Origin of the sequence: Nostoc edaphicum CCNP1411 (assembly GCF_014023275.1) — a bacterium.
GTDB lineage: Bacteria > Cyanobacteriota > Cyanobacteriia > Cyanobacteriales > Nostocaceae > Nostoc > Nostoc edaphicum_A.
Genome location: NZ_CP054698.1, coordinates 3510035 through 3530465, shown reverse-complemented (window position 1 = coordinate 3530465; position 20431 = coordinate 3510035). Strand labels below are relative to the sequence as shown.

The following is a 20431-nucleotide window of genomic DNA, read 5'->3' as shown; positions in this document are numbered from 1 at the left end:
AAATTATCGAATCTTTGTGATCTAAAATTTTCATCAAAAAGCCTTAACCGAACCGTATTGTCCTGCTTCCTGCTTCCTGCCTCCTTCAACTAATCATCTTCTCCAAAGCAACCTGTAAATCTTTTGTCAAATCGCTCACAGCTTGTCTAGACGCGAGGCGATCGCCCTGACAATTGCGAAAGCGTTCCGTAACTAAAATTGGCTCCCCCACAGTGATTTGTGCCTGTCGCAAACCTAACCGAGGTCGCCCCGGAAGCGTTGTATCTTGAATTCGGGAAAGCATATCGAAAATAAGCAAAGCTGTTTCCGCAAACCGTTCCGTCGTCGGTTGTTCCTGAATATAGGTAGCTGTGACTGCAACAAAACTTTCCACTATCCGCATGTGCCGCATTCGCAAGTCTGCTTCCTCTGCAATCCAGTCTGCTAAACCGCGTTTAAAGGGTGCTAAAGCCTTGATATCTGGCAAATCTTCCCGATAAATGTAATTCCAGCCAGCTTCTTCCAAGCGGCGACAGCGGTCAATAAAATTACCCTGCGCCTGAACTCCAAAATATTCCTCGGTAACTTGTAATGCCTTATCTAGTAAGCGATGCAGTCGGGCAATTAATACCTGATTAGGAGTAGCAGATTCATCAATTGAGATGGTTTTTGGGATGTCTTGATGATAGAAGCGACGATAAAATTCTTCCATCTCGGTAATCAGATATTCAGCTAACCTACAGAGGCGTTGATAGTAAATCTCTTCGCGATTACCCGAATCAATTTCCTTTACTGGTAAGCCACTATCAGCTTCCAACTTACTCAACAGCCAATCTAGTTTAGACCAAGGTGGCTCGGCGTAACGATATTGGATAGCGATCGGCAAAATGATCACAGTCTCAGTCCGGTTAGCTTTTTGCAAGTCTTCTGCACACCAGAACCCCATTTGAGCAACACCTGGTTCCAGTGGACTAACAATACCACTATGACCATTAGTACCGCCTTCGGGTGCCACTGCGATCGGTAATTCGCCATTAGCAAACAACTCTCGTGCAGTTTGAATAGCTTGCCTATCTAGTCGCCTACCGCGATGAACCGGCACACCTCCCAGTCGAGAGAACAACCAACCTAGCCATTTTCCAGCCCAAACCGTCATACCTCGGTCATAAAGAAAATAGCTGTGAACCAGGGATTGTAGTGTAATACCTTCCTGACGAGCGACTTGTGGCACAATGCGAGAAAGCAAATACAGCATACAGAGGGGATCTTCCACCTCTGGGTGGCGAAATGCCAACAAAAAACGAATTTTTCCAGCCTGGAATTGTTGATAAAGTTCAGCTAATACCTCAACATTCGTGGCTTCAATCTTGACAATTCCAGCTGGTAGCCAAGGGCGAGTGCGAAACCGTAGTGCGATCGGCAATAACCACCGAACAATCTGGAGTACCAGTGGGTTCAATCGTTGGGGAATAAATTTCAGTGGTGGTTGAGTAGAGTGAATCGATCTAGGCAAGTCGCTCTCCAGATTGTATTTTTAGCGATTGTACAACGTGGGGTCTTAGTTTTGCGTAAACCTGGAGCTTCTTAAAAGAGTGGGCGTGTTTCTCTTGGACTAATGACTAATAACTAATGACTCCGCGCAGTGGTTTGATGTTTAGGAAAATTTCGGAATAAATAGCCAAACACTGCTAAGTTCAACACAAAAATAAACATTTTTATAGGAGAGATACCCTGAATTAATTCATAAATCTCTGGTGGAATACTGATACCGACAAGTCCCAATACCAAGACATGTGCCCAACGTTTTTCGTACCATAAACCAATGGCTTCAATAGTAGTAACAATAGCATATATTCCTGTTCCAATACTGCTAAATGCCAAGGTTCGAGGATTTAAGTTAATAACTTTCTTTAAAAGCCAATTAATAATCATCGATTTACCTTCTAAAACATAATTCTCTGAAAAAGCCTCTAGAGTTTGATAATTTTTTAATGTCAATAATAAAGCGATCGAAGTAACCATAAGCAGCAAAGCGGCAAATGATTTGTAGAGAACAATTGCTACTAATCCCAATGGACGCTTTTTCAAACAACCCCCTAAGTATTATATAGATATCAGAATCCGCTTTGATTTTTGAACTTACTTGTGTGGTGCGCGTTCGCGTTGGCATTCGCGGAGCGTGTCGCAGACAAGCCTCTGGTAAAGAAGCGTCTCGCAGAGAAGCACGATAGGCAGGCAATAGGCAATCAGGCTTTTTGAGATGTACGGTATTTTTTCAAAAATAAAATAGTAGTTCTATAGTAAGTCCAACTTTGATTAACTGGTTCTGGATGATGCTAACTAAGACGCTTATTGTCGCAGTACTTAATCGCCCTATATTTCCACTTTTCCCAACCAATACATGACTACTACTTGTGGGTGGGATGGAAACCTTGCCCAGTTCACAGGACAGTCGATACGTCCATACTACAACAAGAAATATTGGGATATTTTATTACTTGGAATTCCCTAAATGTTTATGACTACACTATTCCCGATAGCTTCATAACTTCACCCGAATGGGTGAGAAAAAATTCAACCGATCGGATGAGCTAAGTATAGGAGAATAAAGTTTATAACAAAGGGAACACTTTGAGTAAAAAAGATTAATTAAACCCCAGCTACTTAAGGATAACTCGATGAAACTTACAACTTTTATAAATTCTGCGGCTATTATTGCTTTTGTTGCCCTCACATCTGGAATTGCTAACGCTCAACCAGCCACAAATAACAATTACGCCAGTGCTAGTATTACCACTGATGTAAAGAATGAGCCAATCAAACTTGCTGTCAATTCTACTACTGCTACTAGTTATCTCCAACCCTTCAATCTTGTTTCTCTTGCTTACCAAGGTGGTTTAGAGCAGCAGGGCATTCCGAGTGGAGGAAATCTGATTTTTGAACGCCAGAACAGAAATATTGTTGCGGAAGATTTAGTTAAGGCTGCTATTAGTGCTAACAAATTACCCCCACAAATTTTGAACGATCAAAATTACCTTAGTGCTGTCAAGTCACAGTTCACCTCCTTATCCAGAGACTTATCTAACTAAGTACGACTTTGAAATTGGGGCAATTGGATGCAATACCAACTTCCCTTTCCCCTTGTCTACCAAATAAAAACCCCATTCCTTCATAGTGATGGGGTTTTTATTTGGTAGTCCCTGATATGTGCGTCAACGATCGCTACCGTAGGCATCACACACTTCAATAAACATCTTTAATGGAGGTTAGCGGACTCGAACCGCTGACATCCTGCTTGCAAAGCAGGCGCTCTACCAACTGAGCTAAACCCCCGTAAAATTAAAATAGTAGGTAACTTTGATTGTCGTTGCTATTGTAACTTATATTGTTCCATTATCAAAGGGATGAAGCCAGAAAATATCCAAGTGGTTGCAGCACTGTATAAATTTGTCAAGCTGCCAGATTTTGCCGAGAAACGAGCTCCTCTGCTGTCTTACTGCCAAGCTCAAGATGTCAAGGGGACTATTTTGCTAGCACAAGAGGGCATTAACGGTACAATTGCAGGTTCGCGTCAGTCCATTGACTCAGTTCTCTGGTTTTTGCGTTCTGACCCCCGTTTAGCAGACCTAGAATCTAAAGAGTCCTATGCCGAAACTCCGCCCTTTGAGCGGATGAAGGTGCGGTTGAAGCCAGAAATTGTCACTTTAGGGTTGCCGGAAATTGACCCAAATGAGCAAGTTGGTACTTATGTCAGCCCCCAGGAATGGAATGATCTAATTTCTGATCCAGAAGTAACCGTGATTGATACCCGCAATGATTATGAGGTGAATATCGGTACTTTCCAAGGCGCAGAAAATCCCCAAACTGGCTCATTCCGAGAATTCCCCGATTATGTGCGTCACCATCTCGACCCAGCTAAACACACAAAGGTTGCTCTGTTTTGTACAGGCGGCATTCGCTGTGAAAAAGCCTCATCCTTCATGCTTGCCCAAGGTTTTGCAGAAGTCTATCATCTCAAAGGCGGCATTCTCAAGTATTTGGAGGAAGTTCCAGCACAAGAAAGTTTATGGCAAGGCGAATGTTTTGTCTTTGATGAGCGGGTAGCTGTTAGTCATGGATTGGAAGAAGGGAGTTGTGAGCGGTGCTTCTGTTGTGGGCGTCCGATTTCTGAGGAAGATAAGGTGTCTCCAAAGTATGAGCAAGGTATCTCTTGTCCCTATTGTTTTGATAGCCTCACCGAAGAGAAAAGAGCGCGTCAACAAGAAAAATGGCGTCATTACCAAAGGGAACAGGGAATAGGGAATAGGGAATAGGGAATAATTAAGAGTTCTCTCTCCGAGAGTAAGATAAATACGCAACTAAGTGCGGACTGTTTTAGGTGGGGTCTAAATCCTCTTTTCTATTACTCTCCGTTCCCTCTTTAATAGCTTCAATCAAGGATGATTCGGAATTTAAGGGCAAAATTACTGTAAATTTAGTACCAACTCCAACTTGACTTGTGACACTGATTTTACCCCTATGAGCATCAACGCACCTTTTAACGATTACTAACCCCAATCCAGTACCCTGAATTGATTGGACATTTGAGGCTCGGTAGAATGATTCAAAAAGTCGAGTTTGGTCTGGTTCGGGAATGCCCATACCTTGATCTTGAATATAAAAAATTGCTACTTTCTCAATCGGGTCGCATATTAAATCAAGCTGAATGTTGCCTCCTCTGGGAGAATATTTAACCGCGTTTGAGAGTAGATTTATCAACATGTAATGTAAGAGTCCTTCATCCATTACAGCAGACGTGTTCTCGCTATGACAGGTAAAAACAATTTCACATACCCTACTTTCAACAATAGAAAAATCTTCGACTAACTCTCGACAAAAATTCTCTAAGTTAAGTCCGGCGGGGTTGTATATGAGTTTTTCTGCTTCCGCTCGGCCCATAAACAGCACTTCTTCCATGAGTTTTTCCATAGATTGCACAGCACCTTGAATTCGCTTTAAATAAACGCCTCTTTTTGCATCTGTCAAATTTGCTCCTTGCATTTCAATGAGTTCTACTGCTGTTTGAATAACAGTTAGGGGATTACGAAACTCATGAGATACTGTAGAGATAAATAGTGACTTGAGACGGTTAAGTTCTTGCTCCTTCTCCAATGCTTGCTCTAGCAATTTTGTTTGGCGTCGTTCGCTAAGATCCCAGAAAACAACTACTACACCATTTATCTGGTCAGATCCTCGCTTCAGTGGTGAAGCACTATCACCAATTGGAATTCTTTTTCCGTTTTTTGTAATCAGGGATGTGAATTCCCCTAAATAAACAACCTGTTGCTCCCGTAGCACTTTTGTCACAGGGTTTTCTAATGTAGTCTCTGTAACTTCATCGACAATATGAAAAATTTTCGTGGCCTCATTTCCTAAAGCATCTTTTTGCTGCCAGCCAGTCAGCGCTTCAGCTGCGGGATTCATGAATGTCACTGCTCCCTGCTCATTGGTAGCGATGACAGCATCACTCATCGAATTTAAAAGGGTTGCTAACTGATCTCGATTTTCTCGCAGTTCTCGTTCTAATTGGTGTTTTAAAAGACCGATCTCGATCGCTATTCTTAAATCTTTTGTAGTAAATGGTTTAACAATGTATCCGAATGGTTGGGTAAGTTTGGCTCTTTCTAAAGTATGGTCGTCACCATAAGCAGTTAAATAAATTATGGGTACATCTAACTGTTCACGAATCTGACTAGCGGTAGCAATACCATCCATCTCACCTTTAAGAATAATATCCATTAATACTAGTTCTGGTTGAGTTGCCGATGCTTTGGCAATGGCAACTTTTCCAGATGAAGCTGTACCCGTAACAATGTATCCTAATTGAGTGAGTTGGCTAGCAATAGTTCTAGCCACAATCACTTCATCTTCAACGACTAAAATCTTAGCTTGACCCATTTGATATTTATTGATGCAAAGTTAACTGCGTGAATTGGATTTTGAATCCTGTTCCATGATTTCGTTCTAGAGTAATGCTGCCTTCTAGTTGTTCTATAACCAAGTCATATACTAACGACAGACCCAAAGAATCAGTATTTGTCCAATCTAAATTATCTGGTAAACCAATCCCATTATCTCGGATAGTCATCTCGATACTATTACCGATATTGCGTAGAGCAATGCTGATTGTGCCTGCTTGTTGGTTGGGAAAAGCATGCTTGAGGGCATTGGAAATTAATTCGTTAATAACCAATCCACAGGCAATAGCCTGGTCAACATTTAAATTTAATGGTTCTATATCAATTTCTAGTGCAATTTTACCCGGCCATATTTGATAGGAAATTAGCAAGCTTGTTGCTAAATTATGGATATAGTCAGCAACATCAATTTGCCCAATATTAGCGGAAGTATACAAATTCTTATGAATTAGAGATATTGATTCAATTCGGTTCTGACTTTCTCGAAGGACTTTGATTACTTCCGGATCTTTGAGTGTTTGGGTCTGAAGTTGTAATAAGCTGGAGACAATTTGCAAATTATTTTTAACTCGATGATGAACTTCCTTTAAGAGAACTTCTTTTTCAGCCAAGGCATTTTTTAATTTCACTTGAGCTTTTTGCTTTTGAACAAGTTCAGTTTGAGCTTGCTCAAAGATGCTGGATTGTTGAATTGCGATCGCTAATTGGACTGTAAGTTGATCGAGCAAATCTAATTGATTTTCTTCCCAATGGCGGAAACCGGAGCATTGGTGAGCAACCAGTAAACCCCAAAGGTGAGAGCCGGGGCTTTGAGAGCCTACTTCTAGCAATATGGGTACAACTAAATTTGCTTTGACTTCAAACTGTTCTAACAGGCGAACATGGCAATCAGTGAGTCCAGCTTCGTAAATATTAGCGATCGCTCGTTTGCGTCCCTGATAATACTCCACTCCTGCACCTATTTGAAAACACGTATCATGAATCTCTACACCCAAAGAAACTGTCCATCCAGGTTCCACCGATTCTGCCACAATTGTGCCGATCATCTCTGAGTCAAACTGATAAACTACTACTCGATCAACCCCAAGTAAATCTCGCACTTCTTGAACTGTTGCATTCAAAATATCTTGGAGATTCAAAGATTGACGAATCCGTTGAGCAACAGTCCGCATCAATTGCTCCCGCTCGGCTTGGGCTTTTAGGGCTAATTCAGTTTGCTTACGTTCTGTGATATCTTGCCCAATACCAATAATTTGACCATTTGAAAGTTTAATATTAGTCCAAGACGTATCCAATAAACGACCATCGCGCACTTGAGTTCTAAAGTCACCCCAATTGCGTTGTGCGGACTGAACAAAATTTATTACATACTGTCGATATTCAGGATTAGGGTATAACGCTTCCAATACATCATAAGTTTGGCAATCTTGAAGTTTCCAACCGAGAATATTTTCCCATTCTTGGTTCACCCATTGAAGTTTACCATTGGGAGCAATGAGGGCAATCATCAACGGTATACTCTCAAAAATTATCCGCAAAAACTCATTTTGCTCTTGGAGTTTTGTTTCAGCATTTTTTCGGTCATTAATATCATAGAATACTGTTAAAATCGATGATTCATTGTTGAATTTGAAATATTGTAGTGAAGTTATCGCCCAAAAATAAGTTCCATCTGCTCTTTTTAATTGAAGTTCATAATTATGAATAAAACCATGTTGATTGAGAAGTTTTAATAGCACTTCTAAATCTGCCAAATTATGATATAAATCTAATAAATTTTTGCGATTTATTAAATACTCTGGAGAGAACCGAAATGTTTGAAGCAACTCTGGATTAGCGTATAAAATCAACCCATCAGATGCACGGGAAATAATGAATGGAACAGGAATAGCTTCAGAAACAACTTGAAATCTCGCTTCACTTTCCTGAAGAGTTATTTCTATTTGTTTATGTTCTGTGATGTCTCGGATATTAACCAAATGAGCTTGGTGACAAGCATAGTCTATTAAATGTGTGACAATTTCAACATCAATAACCTGTCCATCTTTTCGCCGATGTCGCCATTGTCCAGTAAAGTGTAAGTTAGAGTGTTTTTTTGCTAAATATTCCAGAAAAATATGCATATTTTCTGGAGTGCAAATGTCAGTTATTCGCATTTGCAAGAACTCTTCTCGTGAGTATCCGTAGTGAATAACAGCAGCTTCATTTACATCTAAAAATTGCAGATTATTCTGGTCATATACCCACATTGGATTGGGATTTTTAGAAAAAAGGAGATTAAAACTCCTTTGGCTATCATCAATAAGTTTTTGTCGATGTAATTCTAAATACCTGATTACCTGTCGAGCCAACTGTTGTAAGGCTACTTGCTCTTTAACACTCAAGTTTCGTGGTGAAAAATCAATTACACAAAGACTACCTAATGCAAAACCACTTGAGTTAATTAGGGGAACTCCTGCATAGAAACGAAAATAATTATTTGATATTACAAGGGGATTTGTAACAAACCGTTCGTCTTGCAAAGTGTCCGGGATGATTAATATTTGACTTTGCAAGATAGTATAATTACCAAAAGAAATGCTCCGAGGAACCTCCGATATAGTTACTCCAATTTTTGACTTGAACCACTCTCGTTCTGCATCAACTAGACTAATCAGGGCGATTGGTGTTTCACAAAAGTTAGCAGCTAGTTGAGCTAGTTCATTAAAAACTTCTTCCGGTGGCGTATCTAAAATTTGATATTGATTAAGTACTTCTATACGTTGTCTTTCATTTTCAGGAAATAGCATTAGTGGTTGTGTTACAAAAGTTTTATTAATTATCAGATTTAAACAAAATAATTAAAATCTGCGGAATGAAAATTGTGTTTTTCTGAATGTTTGTAATGCCAAATTAAATTAGCTAAAGCCTATGCTGAAGTTAACCAATGTTTTTACTCTACAAGATTGTTAAGATATTTATTTTTTGTGGAAATGATTTCCTTCATTTGAATGGGTACTTGGGTTTGCTTAAAAGGTTGTTTGAAAAGTCCTTTTGTCGGTATCAAAAGTTTTAGATCCCCCTAAATTCCCCGATAAATTGGGGGACTTTGACTCCGGTTCCCCCCTTAAAAAGGGGGTTAGGGGGGATCTAAAGTGCCTAAAGTTACAGAGAAATACTTTTCAAACATCCTCTAAGGGTGGGTTGCAAAAAATAATATGTACCATCAGTATTTTTATCAAACTATAGGCAGTTTTTGCAACCTCATCAATAAATAAATTTAGCAAGAAAGTTCACTTGGTAATACTAAGGAGTTATAAAACAAGTAATAATACGGAAATATACGGAGATTGATAACTCCACTCCAAACTCCTGAGCTAAATTTACGATAGTTTACTACAGCAAAGCTTCAAGAAGTATTTCCCGAAATTAAACCACATCGAACCCCAAAAAAAGTTGACAATTTACGGCAACACTGAAGTAATGATTGTACCACCGTAAAATCATTCTATAAGGTAAAATTTTTTACAGAATATATTTACTGCCAAAAGTTTAGGTTAGGAAATGAACCGCATACTTCTACGGCAAGCTACGTGTAGCTTCTCGTAGATAAGAATCTTTGTGGACTTGGCATTATTTGCGGTGGTCTGCGCTATATTTTATCTTGGGCGTCCTAATGTAGTGATATATAAAACAGCTTCATCAGTAGGTATACCCAAGACTTCATTTACTTGGTCATCAAAGAATCCACCGATACCACTGACGCCGACATTCAGGTGCATTGCGGCTAAATTTAAACGCTGTCCCAAATGACCAGCATCCATGTGTAAGTAACGGTAAACGCGATCGCCATATTGTGCGATCGCAGCTTTTAGATCGGCTGTATGAAACAATACCGCTGCGGCATCCCGCCCCAATTCTTGTCCCAAACAGAGAAAATGTAACTCTCGCCGAAAGTTTTTAAACCGAATTTGGCGTAATTCTTGGGCTTTGGGTGCGTAATAGTAACAACCCGCCTCCAATCCTTTAACTCCGCAAACGGCAATGAATGTTTCTATTAAATTCAGATCAAAATAGTCTGGAGAAATATCTAAACTTTGGTCGATGTAATTTTGTGGTTGGTAAGTGAAATCAAGTAAACTTTTCAATTCATCGAAGCTTAAATCATCGCCATTGTAGGCACGGGTAGAGCGTCGCTTGTACATAGTGATTTCCAGTTCTGACAGCTTTTGTCCCCAGTCTATAGGTGCGGTGATGGTGGGAATTTTCAAACAGAAAGGAAAGTTATATTTATCCTCCAAAGATTTTTCTTGTTTGATAGTTGGTAGATTGAGATTACCAGTAATACCTGATTGGATCTGGGTGTGTTGATGGAAGTATGTCAGCAATTCACCATCGGGGATTTGAGGATAACTAGTTTCGGTAGCGGAAGGTAAAGCAGTACATCCCAATGGCAAATTTTGATTAACATCTAACAAGTCTGCCAGAGGTAAGACAGCGATCGCACCTTCTTGTTGCGGATCAACATAAAGCAGATTATTAACTGATTCATCCACAAAGCCGCCGATTAAATGGGGACGATAATCAGTAATTGCAGCAGCTAACTCGATATTACCCAACAAGTGTCCCGTATCTAGGAAAATCCGCCGATAAGCCCGATCTTCATAACGCCACGCAGAACGATAGAATACCGCAGTGACAATAATTGCCAGTTGGGTATTTTCTAGAGAAGGATGCCAGAAACAAGCTGCTTGGAGAGTTTGCCAAACATCACTTTCCCAATAATGCATAAGAGAATGAGTCCGACACTGGTAGTTATATAGACCAGGCGGCAATAACGACGTACCACGGGAAACCACATACACTTCGGCAGGGTATAACCCGCCTGCACTGGGAGCAGCGCGTAAATACACAGCACTCCCCATAGAAGGCATTTTCGCCGTCAATCCATAGCTGCGAAACAACAGCCTTGAGAGTCTTTGCCACCATTGAGCATCTGGATTATTAGCATAAGCCTCTGCTTTTTCTTGGATATAGGGTTTGAGATCAAAAGTAGAGCCAATTTTGTACTCTTTAAAGGGCACTGGCTGTTTAGTCCAGTCCAACCGCTGATTTTTAGAGGCGAGAGTCTCAGGATTGTATTTAGTCCGTTCGTGATAATGCTGGGCAATTGATTGGTGTAATTCTGGCATAGTACTTTCAATATCCTTGGGGCATCCTTTATTTTTGATCTTGGCATTCATTAGCCTTATTGTTTCGTGTCAATTGGTACAATCCTCAGAGTCATAAAGTGGTAATTGGTAACAATTGGATTGGGGCATGGGGAATGGGGCATGGGGCATGGGGCATTGGGCATTTGGGTATTAGTTATTCTTGTCTCCCTTGTCTCCCAGTCCCCAGTCCCCAGTCCTTCGCAGTACCATATAAACGCAAAACTATCTACAGCTGGATGTGCAATGATGCCTGTGCGTCAAACTTTATCAAAACCTGATATCCAACTTTCTTATTTAGAGTGGAACCAAGGTCAAGAACCTTTACTGCTGTTACATGGTTTAGGCGATCATGCTTTGGTGTGGTCTAGTTTAGGAGATTATTTGGCGGCAGATTACCACATAGTGGCACCAGATATGCGCGGACATGGCCAAAGTAGCAAGCCAGAGATAGATTATAGCTTTGAGAGTGCGATCGCAGACCTCGAAGCACTCATGGATCATCTTGGATGGACTTTTGCCCATATTGTTAGTCACTCGTGGACAGGCAAATTAGCCGCCATCTGGGCAAGAGAAAACCCAAAGCGGTTGCGGAGTATAATTTTGGTCGATCCGATTTTCATCTGGAAAATGCCCAGTCTTCTCAGGGTAACTTTTCCGACGTTGTATCGCTTCTTGCCTTTTCTCAAAAGCATGGGCCCCTTTGCCAGCTACGAAGAAGCCGAACAACAAGCACAGCAGTTAAAGCAATATCAAGGATGGAGTTCCTTACAGCAGCAAGTCTTCCAAGCAGGAATAGAACAAAAACCCGATGGTAGTTGGGGCAGCAAATTTACCATAGCCGCCCGCGACGGCATTTTTGAGGCAGTAATGCAGGTGCCCGGTTTTACAATTCCCCTTGAGACTCCTGCTCTATTCGTCCAGCCAAAACAAGGACTGAACCGCCAAAATTGGCAAATTCAACCCTACAAAACCCATCTTAAAAACTTACGCATCTGCCAAGTTCCCGGCAATCATTGGCCATTTTTGACACAACCAGAGGCATTTAACCAAACAGTGGCAGCTTTCTTGGCAGAAAACAGATAGAAAATCTCATGATTATTTAGACGGGATTATCATACGGCAACAGAAGAATTAATAGGAGCAATGTCTAGAAAGATTGGGCATGGGGCATTGATTATTTCCCCATCTCTGTCATCTCCCTCATCTCCCCCATCTCCCTCATCTCTCTCATTCCCCATTACCCACTCATGAGCCTTTGTATCAATCCCGTTTGCCCTCAACCAAATCACCCGAATAATCATCAAAACCGCTTTTGTCAAAGTTGTGGTTCCCATCTAGAATTGCTAGGGCGTTATCGGGTGACGTGCCTGTTGAGTGAAAAAACAGGGTTTAGTAAAGTTTATGAGGCATACGAACAAGATACCCCCAAAATCCTCAAGATACTCAAAGAGGATCTATCAAGCGATGCCAAAGCAGTAGAACTATTTCAGCAAGAAGTAACCGTGTTGGCACAACTCAAGCATCCCGGCATTCCCAAAGAAGATAGCTACTTCCAGTATCAAACCCGAAATGGTTTAGTGCTGCATTGCATAGCAATGGAAAAAATCGATGGCTACAACTTAGAACAGTGGCTAAAGCAGCAGAATTGCCCCATATCCCAAGAACAAGCCATAGATTGGTTAAGACAATTGCTAGAAATTTTGGATGTAGTGCATAGCAAACAGTACCTACATCGAGATATTAAGCCATCTAACATCATGATTAGATTCCCCCTTGATAAGGGTTGCAGGAATCTAGTACTAATTGATTTTGGTACTGCCAGTGAAATTACTAAAACCTACCAAGACCAACTCAACAACAGCGAAAAGATGACAGCACTGATGTCATCTGGCTACAGCGCCCCAGAACAAATGAATGGTCAAGCAGTACCGCAATCAGATTTCTTTGCTTTGGGACGCACCTTTGTATTTTTGCTGACGGGAAACCATCCTTTGGATATGTATGATGTCCAGCACAATTTGTTGCACTGGCAAAATCATGCCATTCATATCTCACCCTTACTCTTGAATTTAATTGCTTGGCTAATAGCACTGGATATAGAAAAGCGCCCTTCTAATGCCCAACAAATTTTACAGAGCCTAGAAGAAATTGAAACTCAACTAGCAGAAGCGACTCCTACAGACATTAATATACTAAATATTTCTCAAAGTGAACATTTACCTGAGTCTATTAATGACAACTTATTACCTACATATAAACAGCCTGAAAAAGTGCCACTATTAGCATTTTTCGCAGCCCTATTAGTAGCGTTAGCATTGCTTAGTATAGTGGCTTTAGCAATGCGAAAAACAGAATATTCTGGAATATCAAATTACAGACAATATCCCGAAAAAAAGGGTAGTATTGATTATTTTCCTTATCAAGAAGGTAGGGATAGCCAGGGAAGGATAGCTGAGTTTAATATAGCGGTTTTATCACTAGATTACAAATGGCTTGTGGGTAGTAATTTTCAAGTTAAGTACAATGACGAGATTATTAGCATTGACCTTTTAAATCTGAATCTACAAAAACAAAATCTAGAGAATATAATGGAAGATCCTAGTGAGATTATCTCCATAGGTACAGCTTCTTGTAAAGGTGATATAGCAGTTCAAGAACGTGTAGCTTTAGAACGTTCCAAACAAATACAAGTTTTAGTTAAAAACCTATTTATAAATACACCAAGCATCAAAGGTTATCGATTATTAAATTTGGGTCAATTTCAGCGAAGTGATTGCCAGAAAAATCAGGATTTAACTAAATATCAGAGAAGTGTTATAATCATTGGCGTTAAAAGAGAATCAGCAGGTGTGATTCTCGATGAAGCGCTACGCAATAGATTAGAAAAAAAGCCTTTTGGTGATTTTAAATTAGAGGATTATTCTTTGGGAACGGCACAAAAGTTTAAGACTATACCGGGTACTTTATAAAATCTCTAGCAAAGTAGATCAGTGCATAGGTGTAGCTTCTGCTACTTTAGCCATAAACTACAACTATGGTCATCTACATCTCCTATGGCTAAAACAGCAGATATTAGCACCAAGCGATTAATCAGCCTCGCACCCGAAAATTGGGTAAGATGAGTAACACAGATTCCCGATATTGCAACAAGCCTGAAATGCCCAAACGGATGCGGGCTTATGCAGCACTGGCAGAAGAAAAGTACAATTTGCCCACCTATCCAGTCCTGGTTAACATCCTCAAAGAAAGTGATGTTGAAATTCCTACCAGCTATGAATCGCAATTTGCAGGTTTACATCCGCGTCAAGACTACAGCGTTATAAACCTTTGGGAAGTCAATGTGGACATCGCTTTTACTCAACCTGTTCCATCCTTGCTTCCCTTTGTCCCAATTCTCAAGGGAGGTGCAGAAGAATCGACTGTGCAACAGGCATTGCAAATTCTTCGCACCGATGAACAATTGAGCCAGTTAGAAACCGTTATGGCTTTTTTTGCTAGTCGTACAGAATTCATTCTGACTCCTGACTCCTGAATTCTGTTTGGATAAATTGTTCATGCTCCCATCCCAGAATACCTCTTCAAACCCGCACGCCAAAGCAAGCGATTCACACCCAAAAATACTAATATCCACCCCACCATTGACCAAAATCCCTGCCCTAAATTTACGGGTAGCCCTACCAAAAGACTTGCGGGAAAATCAATCAAATAAGGAAAAGGCGTAAACATAACTATTTTCCGCACAGGTTCTGGAAAAACCTCTAAAGGTGCTATTAAACCAGATAAAAATAGATAAAATAACAACCAGAAGTTTTCTAAAGCGCTAGCCCTTTCTGTCCAAAAGGCGAACATGGCAAAGGTGTACTGAATCAAAAACCGCAAAGCAAAAGCTAGCCCCGCAGCCAATGTAAAGAGCAAAAATCTATTCAAACTTGGTACCCAAAAAGCCTGGGGATAGAGAATAAAAAATAATCCCACTAATAAAAAAGCAAAAGTTAAACGAGCAAATCTTTCAGAAATATGCCCCGCAACATGATGCCATACTGGGTCGAGCGGTTGTAGCAACTTGGGCGAAAGCGTGCCTTCCACGACTTCTTTTTCAAAGTCCCAAATTACCCAAGCAACTGTGAGTTGTCTGACAATAAAAACTGTGATGAAGTAACGGGCAAAATCCACGGGTGATAGCCCAAACTGTCCTCCTTGTGCGGCTTGTATCCAAACACCCATGAGGATAATCGGCAAAGACCCAGCTAAAACCCATAAGATTAGTTCTGCCCGATACTCAACCATATAGGCGTAGTATACTGACAGCAAAGTTAAGGCTTTTCTGATTATCCGCTTCATTTATTCACTTCCCGCTACAAAAATTACCCACTGACTCAGAATTCCCTACTCTTGTACAGACGCGATTAATTGCGTCTCTAATCCACAACACCTGCCTGAAAAACTCTTCCAATTACTTCTTCCACAGGTGGTTCGGTGACAGTTAAATCAATTACCTCCAAATCCGCTAAAATCTGAGATACAGTGCGGGTGAGCGCCTCTCGTGATACCATAAAACGCACTGCTCGCCCTTCTAAAAGTTTCACGTCACCATAGGTCATAAGTTTTTCTATTGGTAGAGGTTGGGCTAACTCTATATACACTTCTCGGTAAGGAGCAAAACGTTCTAGCAGTCCGTCTAAGCTACCGTCATACATGAGCCTTCCCTGGTGAATCAACAGCACCCGTTGACACAAAGCTGTGATGTCAGCCATGTAATGACTGGTTAATAGCACTGTAGCTTGATAACGCTGATTGTATTCGCGTAAGAAATCGCGTACCGCAGCTTGAGCATTTACATCTAATCCCAGTGTCGGTTCATCTAGGAACAATACGTGGGGATGATGCAAAAGTGCTGCCAACAATTCTGCCTTCATCCGCTCACCCAAGGATAGCTTCCGCACTGGTTGGGTAAGTTTACCTTCTAGGGAAAGCATCTCTGTTAATTCTCCTACTCGTCGCTGGAACTCTTTATCAGAGATGTTGTATACAGCGGCATTAATTTTCAAAGAATCAAGTGCTGGTAAATCCCAAATTAACTGCTGCTTTTGCCCCATTACCAAGGTAATTTTTTGCAAAAATGCTTCTTTACGCTGAAATGGAACTTGTCCAGCTACTCTGACTGTACCGCTAGAGGGGTGAATTAGCCCCGTAAGCATTTTGAGTGTGGTGGTTTTACCAGCACCATTTGGGCCTAAAAACCCCACTATTTCACCAGGGGCAATTTCAAAGGAAACATCCTGAACTGCTTGAATTGAGCGGTAGGTGCGGCGAAAAAAGTGGGTAATTGTACCTTTAATACCCGGACTTTTAACTGCTACTGGATAAGATTTACTCAGATTTTCAGCGATGATAATTGACATATTTTTTATATTAGAACCACAGATGTACACACAGAGAAGTCTGAGTCGCGGAAGCCGCCACTCAGAACTTTGATGGTAAACACACATAAATCATTGGTGTTTAGCGCTGTTTTGTTTACAACAGGAGTCATTCAACTGGTCGCGGTGAGGAGTCCCCCACTATACCTTTATGTTAGTGGCGCGATGTTCGCTACTCTGGGACTGGGGACTGGGAAAACATTCTAAAATTTGGGAGGGGTTAAAGCCCCGAACATCATTTTTCGTTTGATAACCCAATCCCCAATCCCCAATCCCTAATCCCCAGTCCCTTTTACTTTTAGATTTTAGATTTTTCCTTCAATTCAAAGCCCAAAATTTAAAATGGTTTTAAGCTAATCGGTATTTAACTTGCATTATTAGGGCGGGCAAGATGCCATTGGTGTCAACTTAAGCCAAAAATAGCGTACTGATTGGGTGTTGTTCACCCGCCAGGGATTGTAAATCCCTGACTAATTGCTCAAGTCTACTGAAGTAGACTGAAAATTTTTGCGCTATCTTAGTCCTCTTCAGAGGACTTTAACTATGAGACAGGGATTTACAATCCCTGGCGGACGTGCGGTTTCGCGTTAAGTTGACACCAGTGGCAAGATGCCCACCCCACAAGATATTGATAAAATTTTAATCTGCAAATTAAATGTGTTTTAGCTTACCGTAAACGTCCCGATCGCAATGTACTGATAATTAACCACAAACCCAATAAACTGGCGACTGCAAACAGGATGGTGCTTAAAAAAGATAGCTGAGTTGTCTGCGCTCTGGTAGAAATTATTGCCGCACCCATAATCAATGAACCCACTAATATACTAAAAGATAGTCGGTTAGCGGCATCATCCATAGTGCGCCGCACACCATCTAACCCCCGCAGCGATAGATTCCACTGTAAGGTTTCTGAGGTAACTCGGTCTAATAACAGTTCTATTTGACGGGGAGATTGAAGAGAGAGACTTTTAATATCCAAAGCTGTTCTGAGGAGCGATCGCACTGGATTATCCCCTATTAACTGGCGTCGAAACAAGTCTGTAATTAACGGTTTGACTTCATCAAAAAAATTCAGATCCGGGTTGAATGTCCGCGCTACACCCTCTAAATTCGCTATGGTTTTGGCATACAAACCCATATTACTAGGCAACCTAATTTTATTGTTGCGGGCAACTTGTAAAACTTCATAAATGATCTTACTGAAGTTGATTTGCGTGAGGCTGACGTTGTGATATTTTCGCAACATGCGATCGTAATCATTTTCTAACCGCGACAAAATTACTGGTTGAGCGGAATCTGATAGCTGCAAAGTTAACTGAGCGCACCTTTGAGCATCTAAATCAACGATCGCTAACAACATCTCTGTTAATATCTGCTGTGTACGGGGATCAAGTCTTCCCACCATGCCACAGTCTAACAGGGCAACACGACCATCTTTGAGATAAAACAAGTTCCCTGGATGGGGATCAGCGTGAAAAAAGCCATCAATATATAGTTGCTGAAAAAATACCCGAAATAACAAAGTAGTTATTTCTTTACGCTCTACAGCAGGATCTTTACCATTATTGTTGTTGTTCAAATCCGCCGAAAGGAACGGCACTCCATCCAGCCATTCCATCACCAGTAATTTTTCTGTGGTCAATTCCCAGTTAATTTCCGCAACCACTATTTGCGTGGGATCAAACCAACGACTTTTAGATAAGTTGCGCCGCAGTTGGTCTGTAAAACCCGCTTCCCGTGTAAAATCCAACTCGGCTTCTAGCGCTTTAGTAAATTCTTCAGCGATGGATTTGATTTCATAGGTTTGCCCAAACTCAGTCCGCGCCACTAAATCAGCAATACCTTGAATTAAAGCAATATCTTGGGCAATAGTAATATCAATACCCGGACGTTGCACTTTCAGAGCGACTTCTCGACCGTCTGCTAATGTCGCGCGATGTGTCTGGGCAATTGATCCCGCCGCTACGGGGATCGGGTTAACTGTACTGAAGGTTTCTGCTAGTGGACGTTTTAATTCTTTACGGAGGATTATTTCGATCTCTGGCCAGGGAACTGGCGGTACTTCGTCTTGTAGGGTTGATAGTTCCTCAATGTAGGCTGCACTTAGTAAATCTGGACGGGTAGAAAGTAGCTGGCCAAGTTTGACGTAAACTGGACCCAAGTCTACCAGAATATTTTTTAAAACCGCAGGTGTCGGTAGCTGTGGTTCATCAGCTTTGCCACCAGTAAGCAACCTTCGCATATAGTCCCAGCCATTGCGAAGGAATACTTCCAGGATTTCTCGTTGACGGGGAACAGTTTGGGTGAGGAACATTTTTGTAAAGAACTGCAAAGATGCAGAGGAGTTAAAGAGGTAAACAGCAGGGGATGACAATACAACGGAAGTCGGCTCTAGCTTTGGTACTTGTTAAAGTTTTGCTAGCTGCGGCACAGTCTTTGAATCTTTTTATGGATGATTGTACGGCTTCGTGGAGCTTCTGTTCACTCAGCATCCGTTTGACGTAATTAGAGCAGGAATCCCCACCATGTAATAAGCGATGGGAACAACTAAATCCTTTGGACGGAGAAATATATTTTTGATAGGCAGTAATAGAATCGATGGCCATTGTTTTGGCAAGAGGCTCAAAGCTAATAATGTCCATAACTGTCAGATAAAATAACAGACAGTCAAGTTATAATAGGAAAATAGACTTTTTCGCCTCTGCCAAGGGTTTTAATTTTTACAGCAGGTCGGTAAATCGGGAATCGCTTTGAATAATTTTGAGGATCTGCTTAATTTCCTGGGTACGGTCTTTTTTAACAACGAGAGTGACATTGCGATCGCGCACAATCACCACATCCTCTAAACCAATTGTAACAACTACATCTTCTGGATTTGAGGCGTAAATAATCGCCCCCTGCGTGTCCAACCCTACATGAGTAGCGAGTTCCACATTGGGATTCTCCTCTTTCTTCAGTAAGCGTTCGATCGCATTCCAATCTCCTAAATCATCCCAACCAAAATCAACTGGCAAAACGTATGCTAGAGTTGTCTTTTCCATTAGCGCATAGTCTATACTCTTCTTAGGCAACTGGGGATAGATATCAGGACCATGTTGTTCTAAAGGTTCGATAATTTCTGGAGCATGGGTATGTAGTTCCTTGAGAACAACCCCTGCCCGAAAAACGAACATTCCACTATTCCAGCTAAAGCGTCCCGTAGATAAAAAAGTCTCTGCCGTTTCACGGTCGGGCTTTTCAGTAAAGCGGTTCACGTGATAAGCTGGCAACTCATTAAAGCTACCTATTTTTTCACCTTGTTCAATGTAGCCGTAACCGGTTGATGGAAAAGTAGGCTTGATCCCCAGTGTAACAATCGCTGCTGTACTTGCTGCCAGTTGCGTAGCCGCGCTTAATGTGTGTGCAAACGCTTTTTCGTCAGCAATCCAGTGGTCAGCAGGGAAAAAGCCAATCACAGCGTCTTCTCCATAGCGCTGTTTGATTTCTAAACTTGTCCAAGCAACGGCTGCGGCAGTGTCTCGACCTTCGGACTCGATCAGTAAGTTTTCAACTGGTAAATCAGGTAATTGTTGTCTTACCCCTTCAGCTATCTGACTAGAAGTAATCACCCACAAGGAATCCCATCCGCCACCGAGTTCTATCAATCGATCGGCGGTTGCTTGTAATAAACTTTTAGAGCTACCATCTAGACTTAAAAATTGCTTGGGTCTGTCTTTGCGACTCAGGGGCCAAAAACGTTCACCTTTACCACCAGCAAGGATTACGGGGAACAATAAAGTATTCATGTTGTCATACACGCCTACCGAAGAACATTACAAGTTTACAGTGAGCTTTTCCACTGGCAATATTTGTAGCTTGGATTAACATACTTTTAGGGAGTGGT

General features: G+C 41.3%; 16 protein-coding genes, 1 tRNA gene and 1 pseudogene. 5 read left to right on the top strand and 13 right to left on the bottom strand.

The genetic code is table 11. From position 1 onward, the window contains the following. Positions 1–85: 85 nt before the first annotated feature. Together HUN01_RS17365 and HUN01_RS17360 are read right to left on the bottom strand one after the other, a co-directional pair. On the bottom strand, positions 86–1492 hold the full coding sequence (locus tag HUN01_RS17365) for a lysophospholipid acyltransferase family protein (protein WP_181932297.1): 1407 nt from the start codon (positions 1490–1492) through the stop codon (positions 86–88). Positions 1493–1605: 113 nt separating this feature from the next. Further along, the gene (locus tag HUN01_RS17360) at positions 1606–2067 is read right to left on the bottom strand and encodes a DUF2127 domain-containing protein (protein ID WP_181932296.1); all 462 of its coding nucleotides are present in this window, start codon (positions 2065–2067) and stop codon (positions 1606–1608) included. Between the two features lie 590 nt (positions 2068–2657). Between HUN01_RS17360 and HUN01_RS17355 the strand changes: the two genes are divergently transcribed. Then, positions 2658–3068, top strand: coding sequence for a hypothetical protein (locus HUN01_RS17355; RefSeq protein WP_181932295.1), 411 nt, complete (start codon positions 2658–2660; stop codon positions 3066–3068). 171 nt (positions 3069–3239) lie between these two features. Here HUN01_RS17355 and HUN01_RS17350 read toward each other — a convergent pair. Next, positions 3240–3312, bottom strand: a tRNA-Ala gene (locus HUN01_RS17350). 71 nt (positions 3313–3383) lie between these two features. Between HUN01_RS17350 and trhO the strand changes: the two genes are divergently transcribed. Continuing rightward, positions 3384–4292: an oxygen-dependent tRNA uridine(34) hydroxylase TrhO gene (gene trhO, locus HUN01_RS17345; RefSeq protein WP_181932294.1), complete on the top strand. Its 909-nt coding sequence runs from the start codon at positions 3384–3386 to the stop codon at positions 4290–4292. 61 nt (positions 4293–4353) lie between these two features. On the opposite strand, the gene HUN01_RS17340 is transcribed toward trhO, so the two are convergent. The 3 genes from HUN01_RS17340 to HUN01_RS17330 all read right to left on the bottom strand — a co-directional run bounded on the left by HUN01_RS17340 (position 4354) and on the right by HUN01_RS17330 (position 11107). Then, positions 4354–5916, bottom strand: a complete 1563-nt coding sequence (locus HUN01_RS17340; protein ID WP_181932293.1) for a hybrid sensor histidine kinase/response regulator — start codon at positions 5914–5916, stop codon at positions 4354–4356. Between the two features lie 7 nt (positions 5917–5923). Further along, positions 5924–8725: a PAS domain S-box protein gene (locus HUN01_RS17335; RefSeq protein ID WP_181932292.1), complete on the bottom strand. Its 2802-nt coding sequence runs from the start codon at positions 8723–8725 to the stop codon at positions 5924–5926. An 849-nt stretch (positions 8726–9574) separates the two neighbouring features. After that, positions 9575–11107 (bottom strand): SagB/ThcOx family dehydrogenase, encoded by a 1533-nt coding sequence (locus HUN01_RS17330; protein WP_181932721.1) that lies wholly within the window; start codon positions 11105–11107, stop codon positions 9575–9577. A gap of 267 nt (positions 11108–11374) precedes the next feature. Here HUN01_RS17330 and HUN01_RS17325 point away from each other — a divergent pair, with 267 nt between their 5' ends. Further along, the gene (locus HUN01_RS17325) at positions 11375–12211 is read left to right on the top strand and encodes an alpha/beta fold hydrolase (RefSeq protein WP_181932720.1); all 837 of its coding nucleotides are present in this window, start codon (positions 11375–11377) and stop codon (positions 12209–12211) included. Between the two features lie 29 nt (positions 12212–12240). On the opposite strand, the gene HUN01_RS17320 is transcribed toward HUN01_RS17325, so the two are convergent. Then, complete coding sequence (locus HUN01_RS17320) at positions 12241–12462, bottom strand: hypothetical protein (RefSeq protein ID WP_181932973.1); 222 nt, start codon at positions 12460–12462, stop codon at positions 12241–12243. Here HUN01_RS17320 and HUN01_RS17315 point away from each other — a divergent pair. Next, positions 12376–14097, top strand: coding sequence for a serine/threonine-protein kinase (locus HUN01_RS17315; RefSeq protein WP_181932291.1), 1722 nt, complete (start codon positions 12376–12378; stop codon positions 14095–14097). The two genes, HUN01_RS17320 and HUN01_RS17315, sit on opposite strands and share 87 nt — an antisense overlap. Positions 14098–14181: 84 nt before the next feature. Further along, positions 14182–14627: pseudogene (locus HUN01_RS17310) on the top strand (RpnC/YadD family protein); the annotation flags it as partial. 53 nt (positions 14628–14680) lie between these two features. Here HUN01_RS17310 and HUN01_RS17305 read toward each other — a convergent pair. The 6 genes from HUN01_RS17305 to HUN01_RS17285 form a co-directional block, all read right to left on the bottom strand. Further along, complete coding sequence (locus tag HUN01_RS17305; RefSeq protein WP_181932290.1) at positions 14681–15469, bottom strand: ABC transporter permease; 789 nt, start codon at positions 15467–15469, stop codon at positions 14681–14683. Between the two features lie 77 nt (positions 15470–15546). Next, the gene (locus HUN01_RS17300; protein WP_181932289.1) at positions 15547–16530 is read right to left on the bottom strand and encodes an ABC transporter ATP-binding protein; all 984 of its coding nucleotides are present in this window, start codon (positions 16528–16530) and stop codon (positions 15547–15549) included. A 5-nt stretch (positions 16531–16535) separates the two neighbouring features. Next, entirely contained in the window at positions 16536–16661 is a 126-nt protein-coding gene (locus tag HUN01_RS36120; protein WP_257798465.1) for a hypothetical protein, read from the bottom strand. Positions 16662–17215: 554 nt separating this feature from the next. Continuing rightward, positions 17216–18862: an ABC1 kinase family protein gene (locus HUN01_RS17295; RefSeq protein ID WP_069072992.1), complete on the bottom strand. Its 1647-nt coding sequence runs from the start codon at positions 18860–18862 to the stop codon at positions 17216–17218. A gap of 31 nt (positions 18863–18893) precedes the next feature. Then, complete coding sequence (gene yidD / locus HUN01_RS17290; protein ID WP_084227296.1) at positions 18894–19190, bottom strand: membrane protein insertion efficiency factor YidD; 297 nt, start codon at positions 19188–19190, stop codon at positions 18894–18896. Positions 19191–19268: 78 nt separating this feature from the next. Then, on the bottom strand, positions 19269–20333 hold the full coding sequence (locus tag HUN01_RS17285) for a mannose-1-phosphate guanylyltransferase (protein WP_181932288.1): 1065 nt from the start codon (positions 20331–20333) through the stop codon (positions 19269–19271). Positions 20334–20431: the final 98 nt, after the last annotated feature.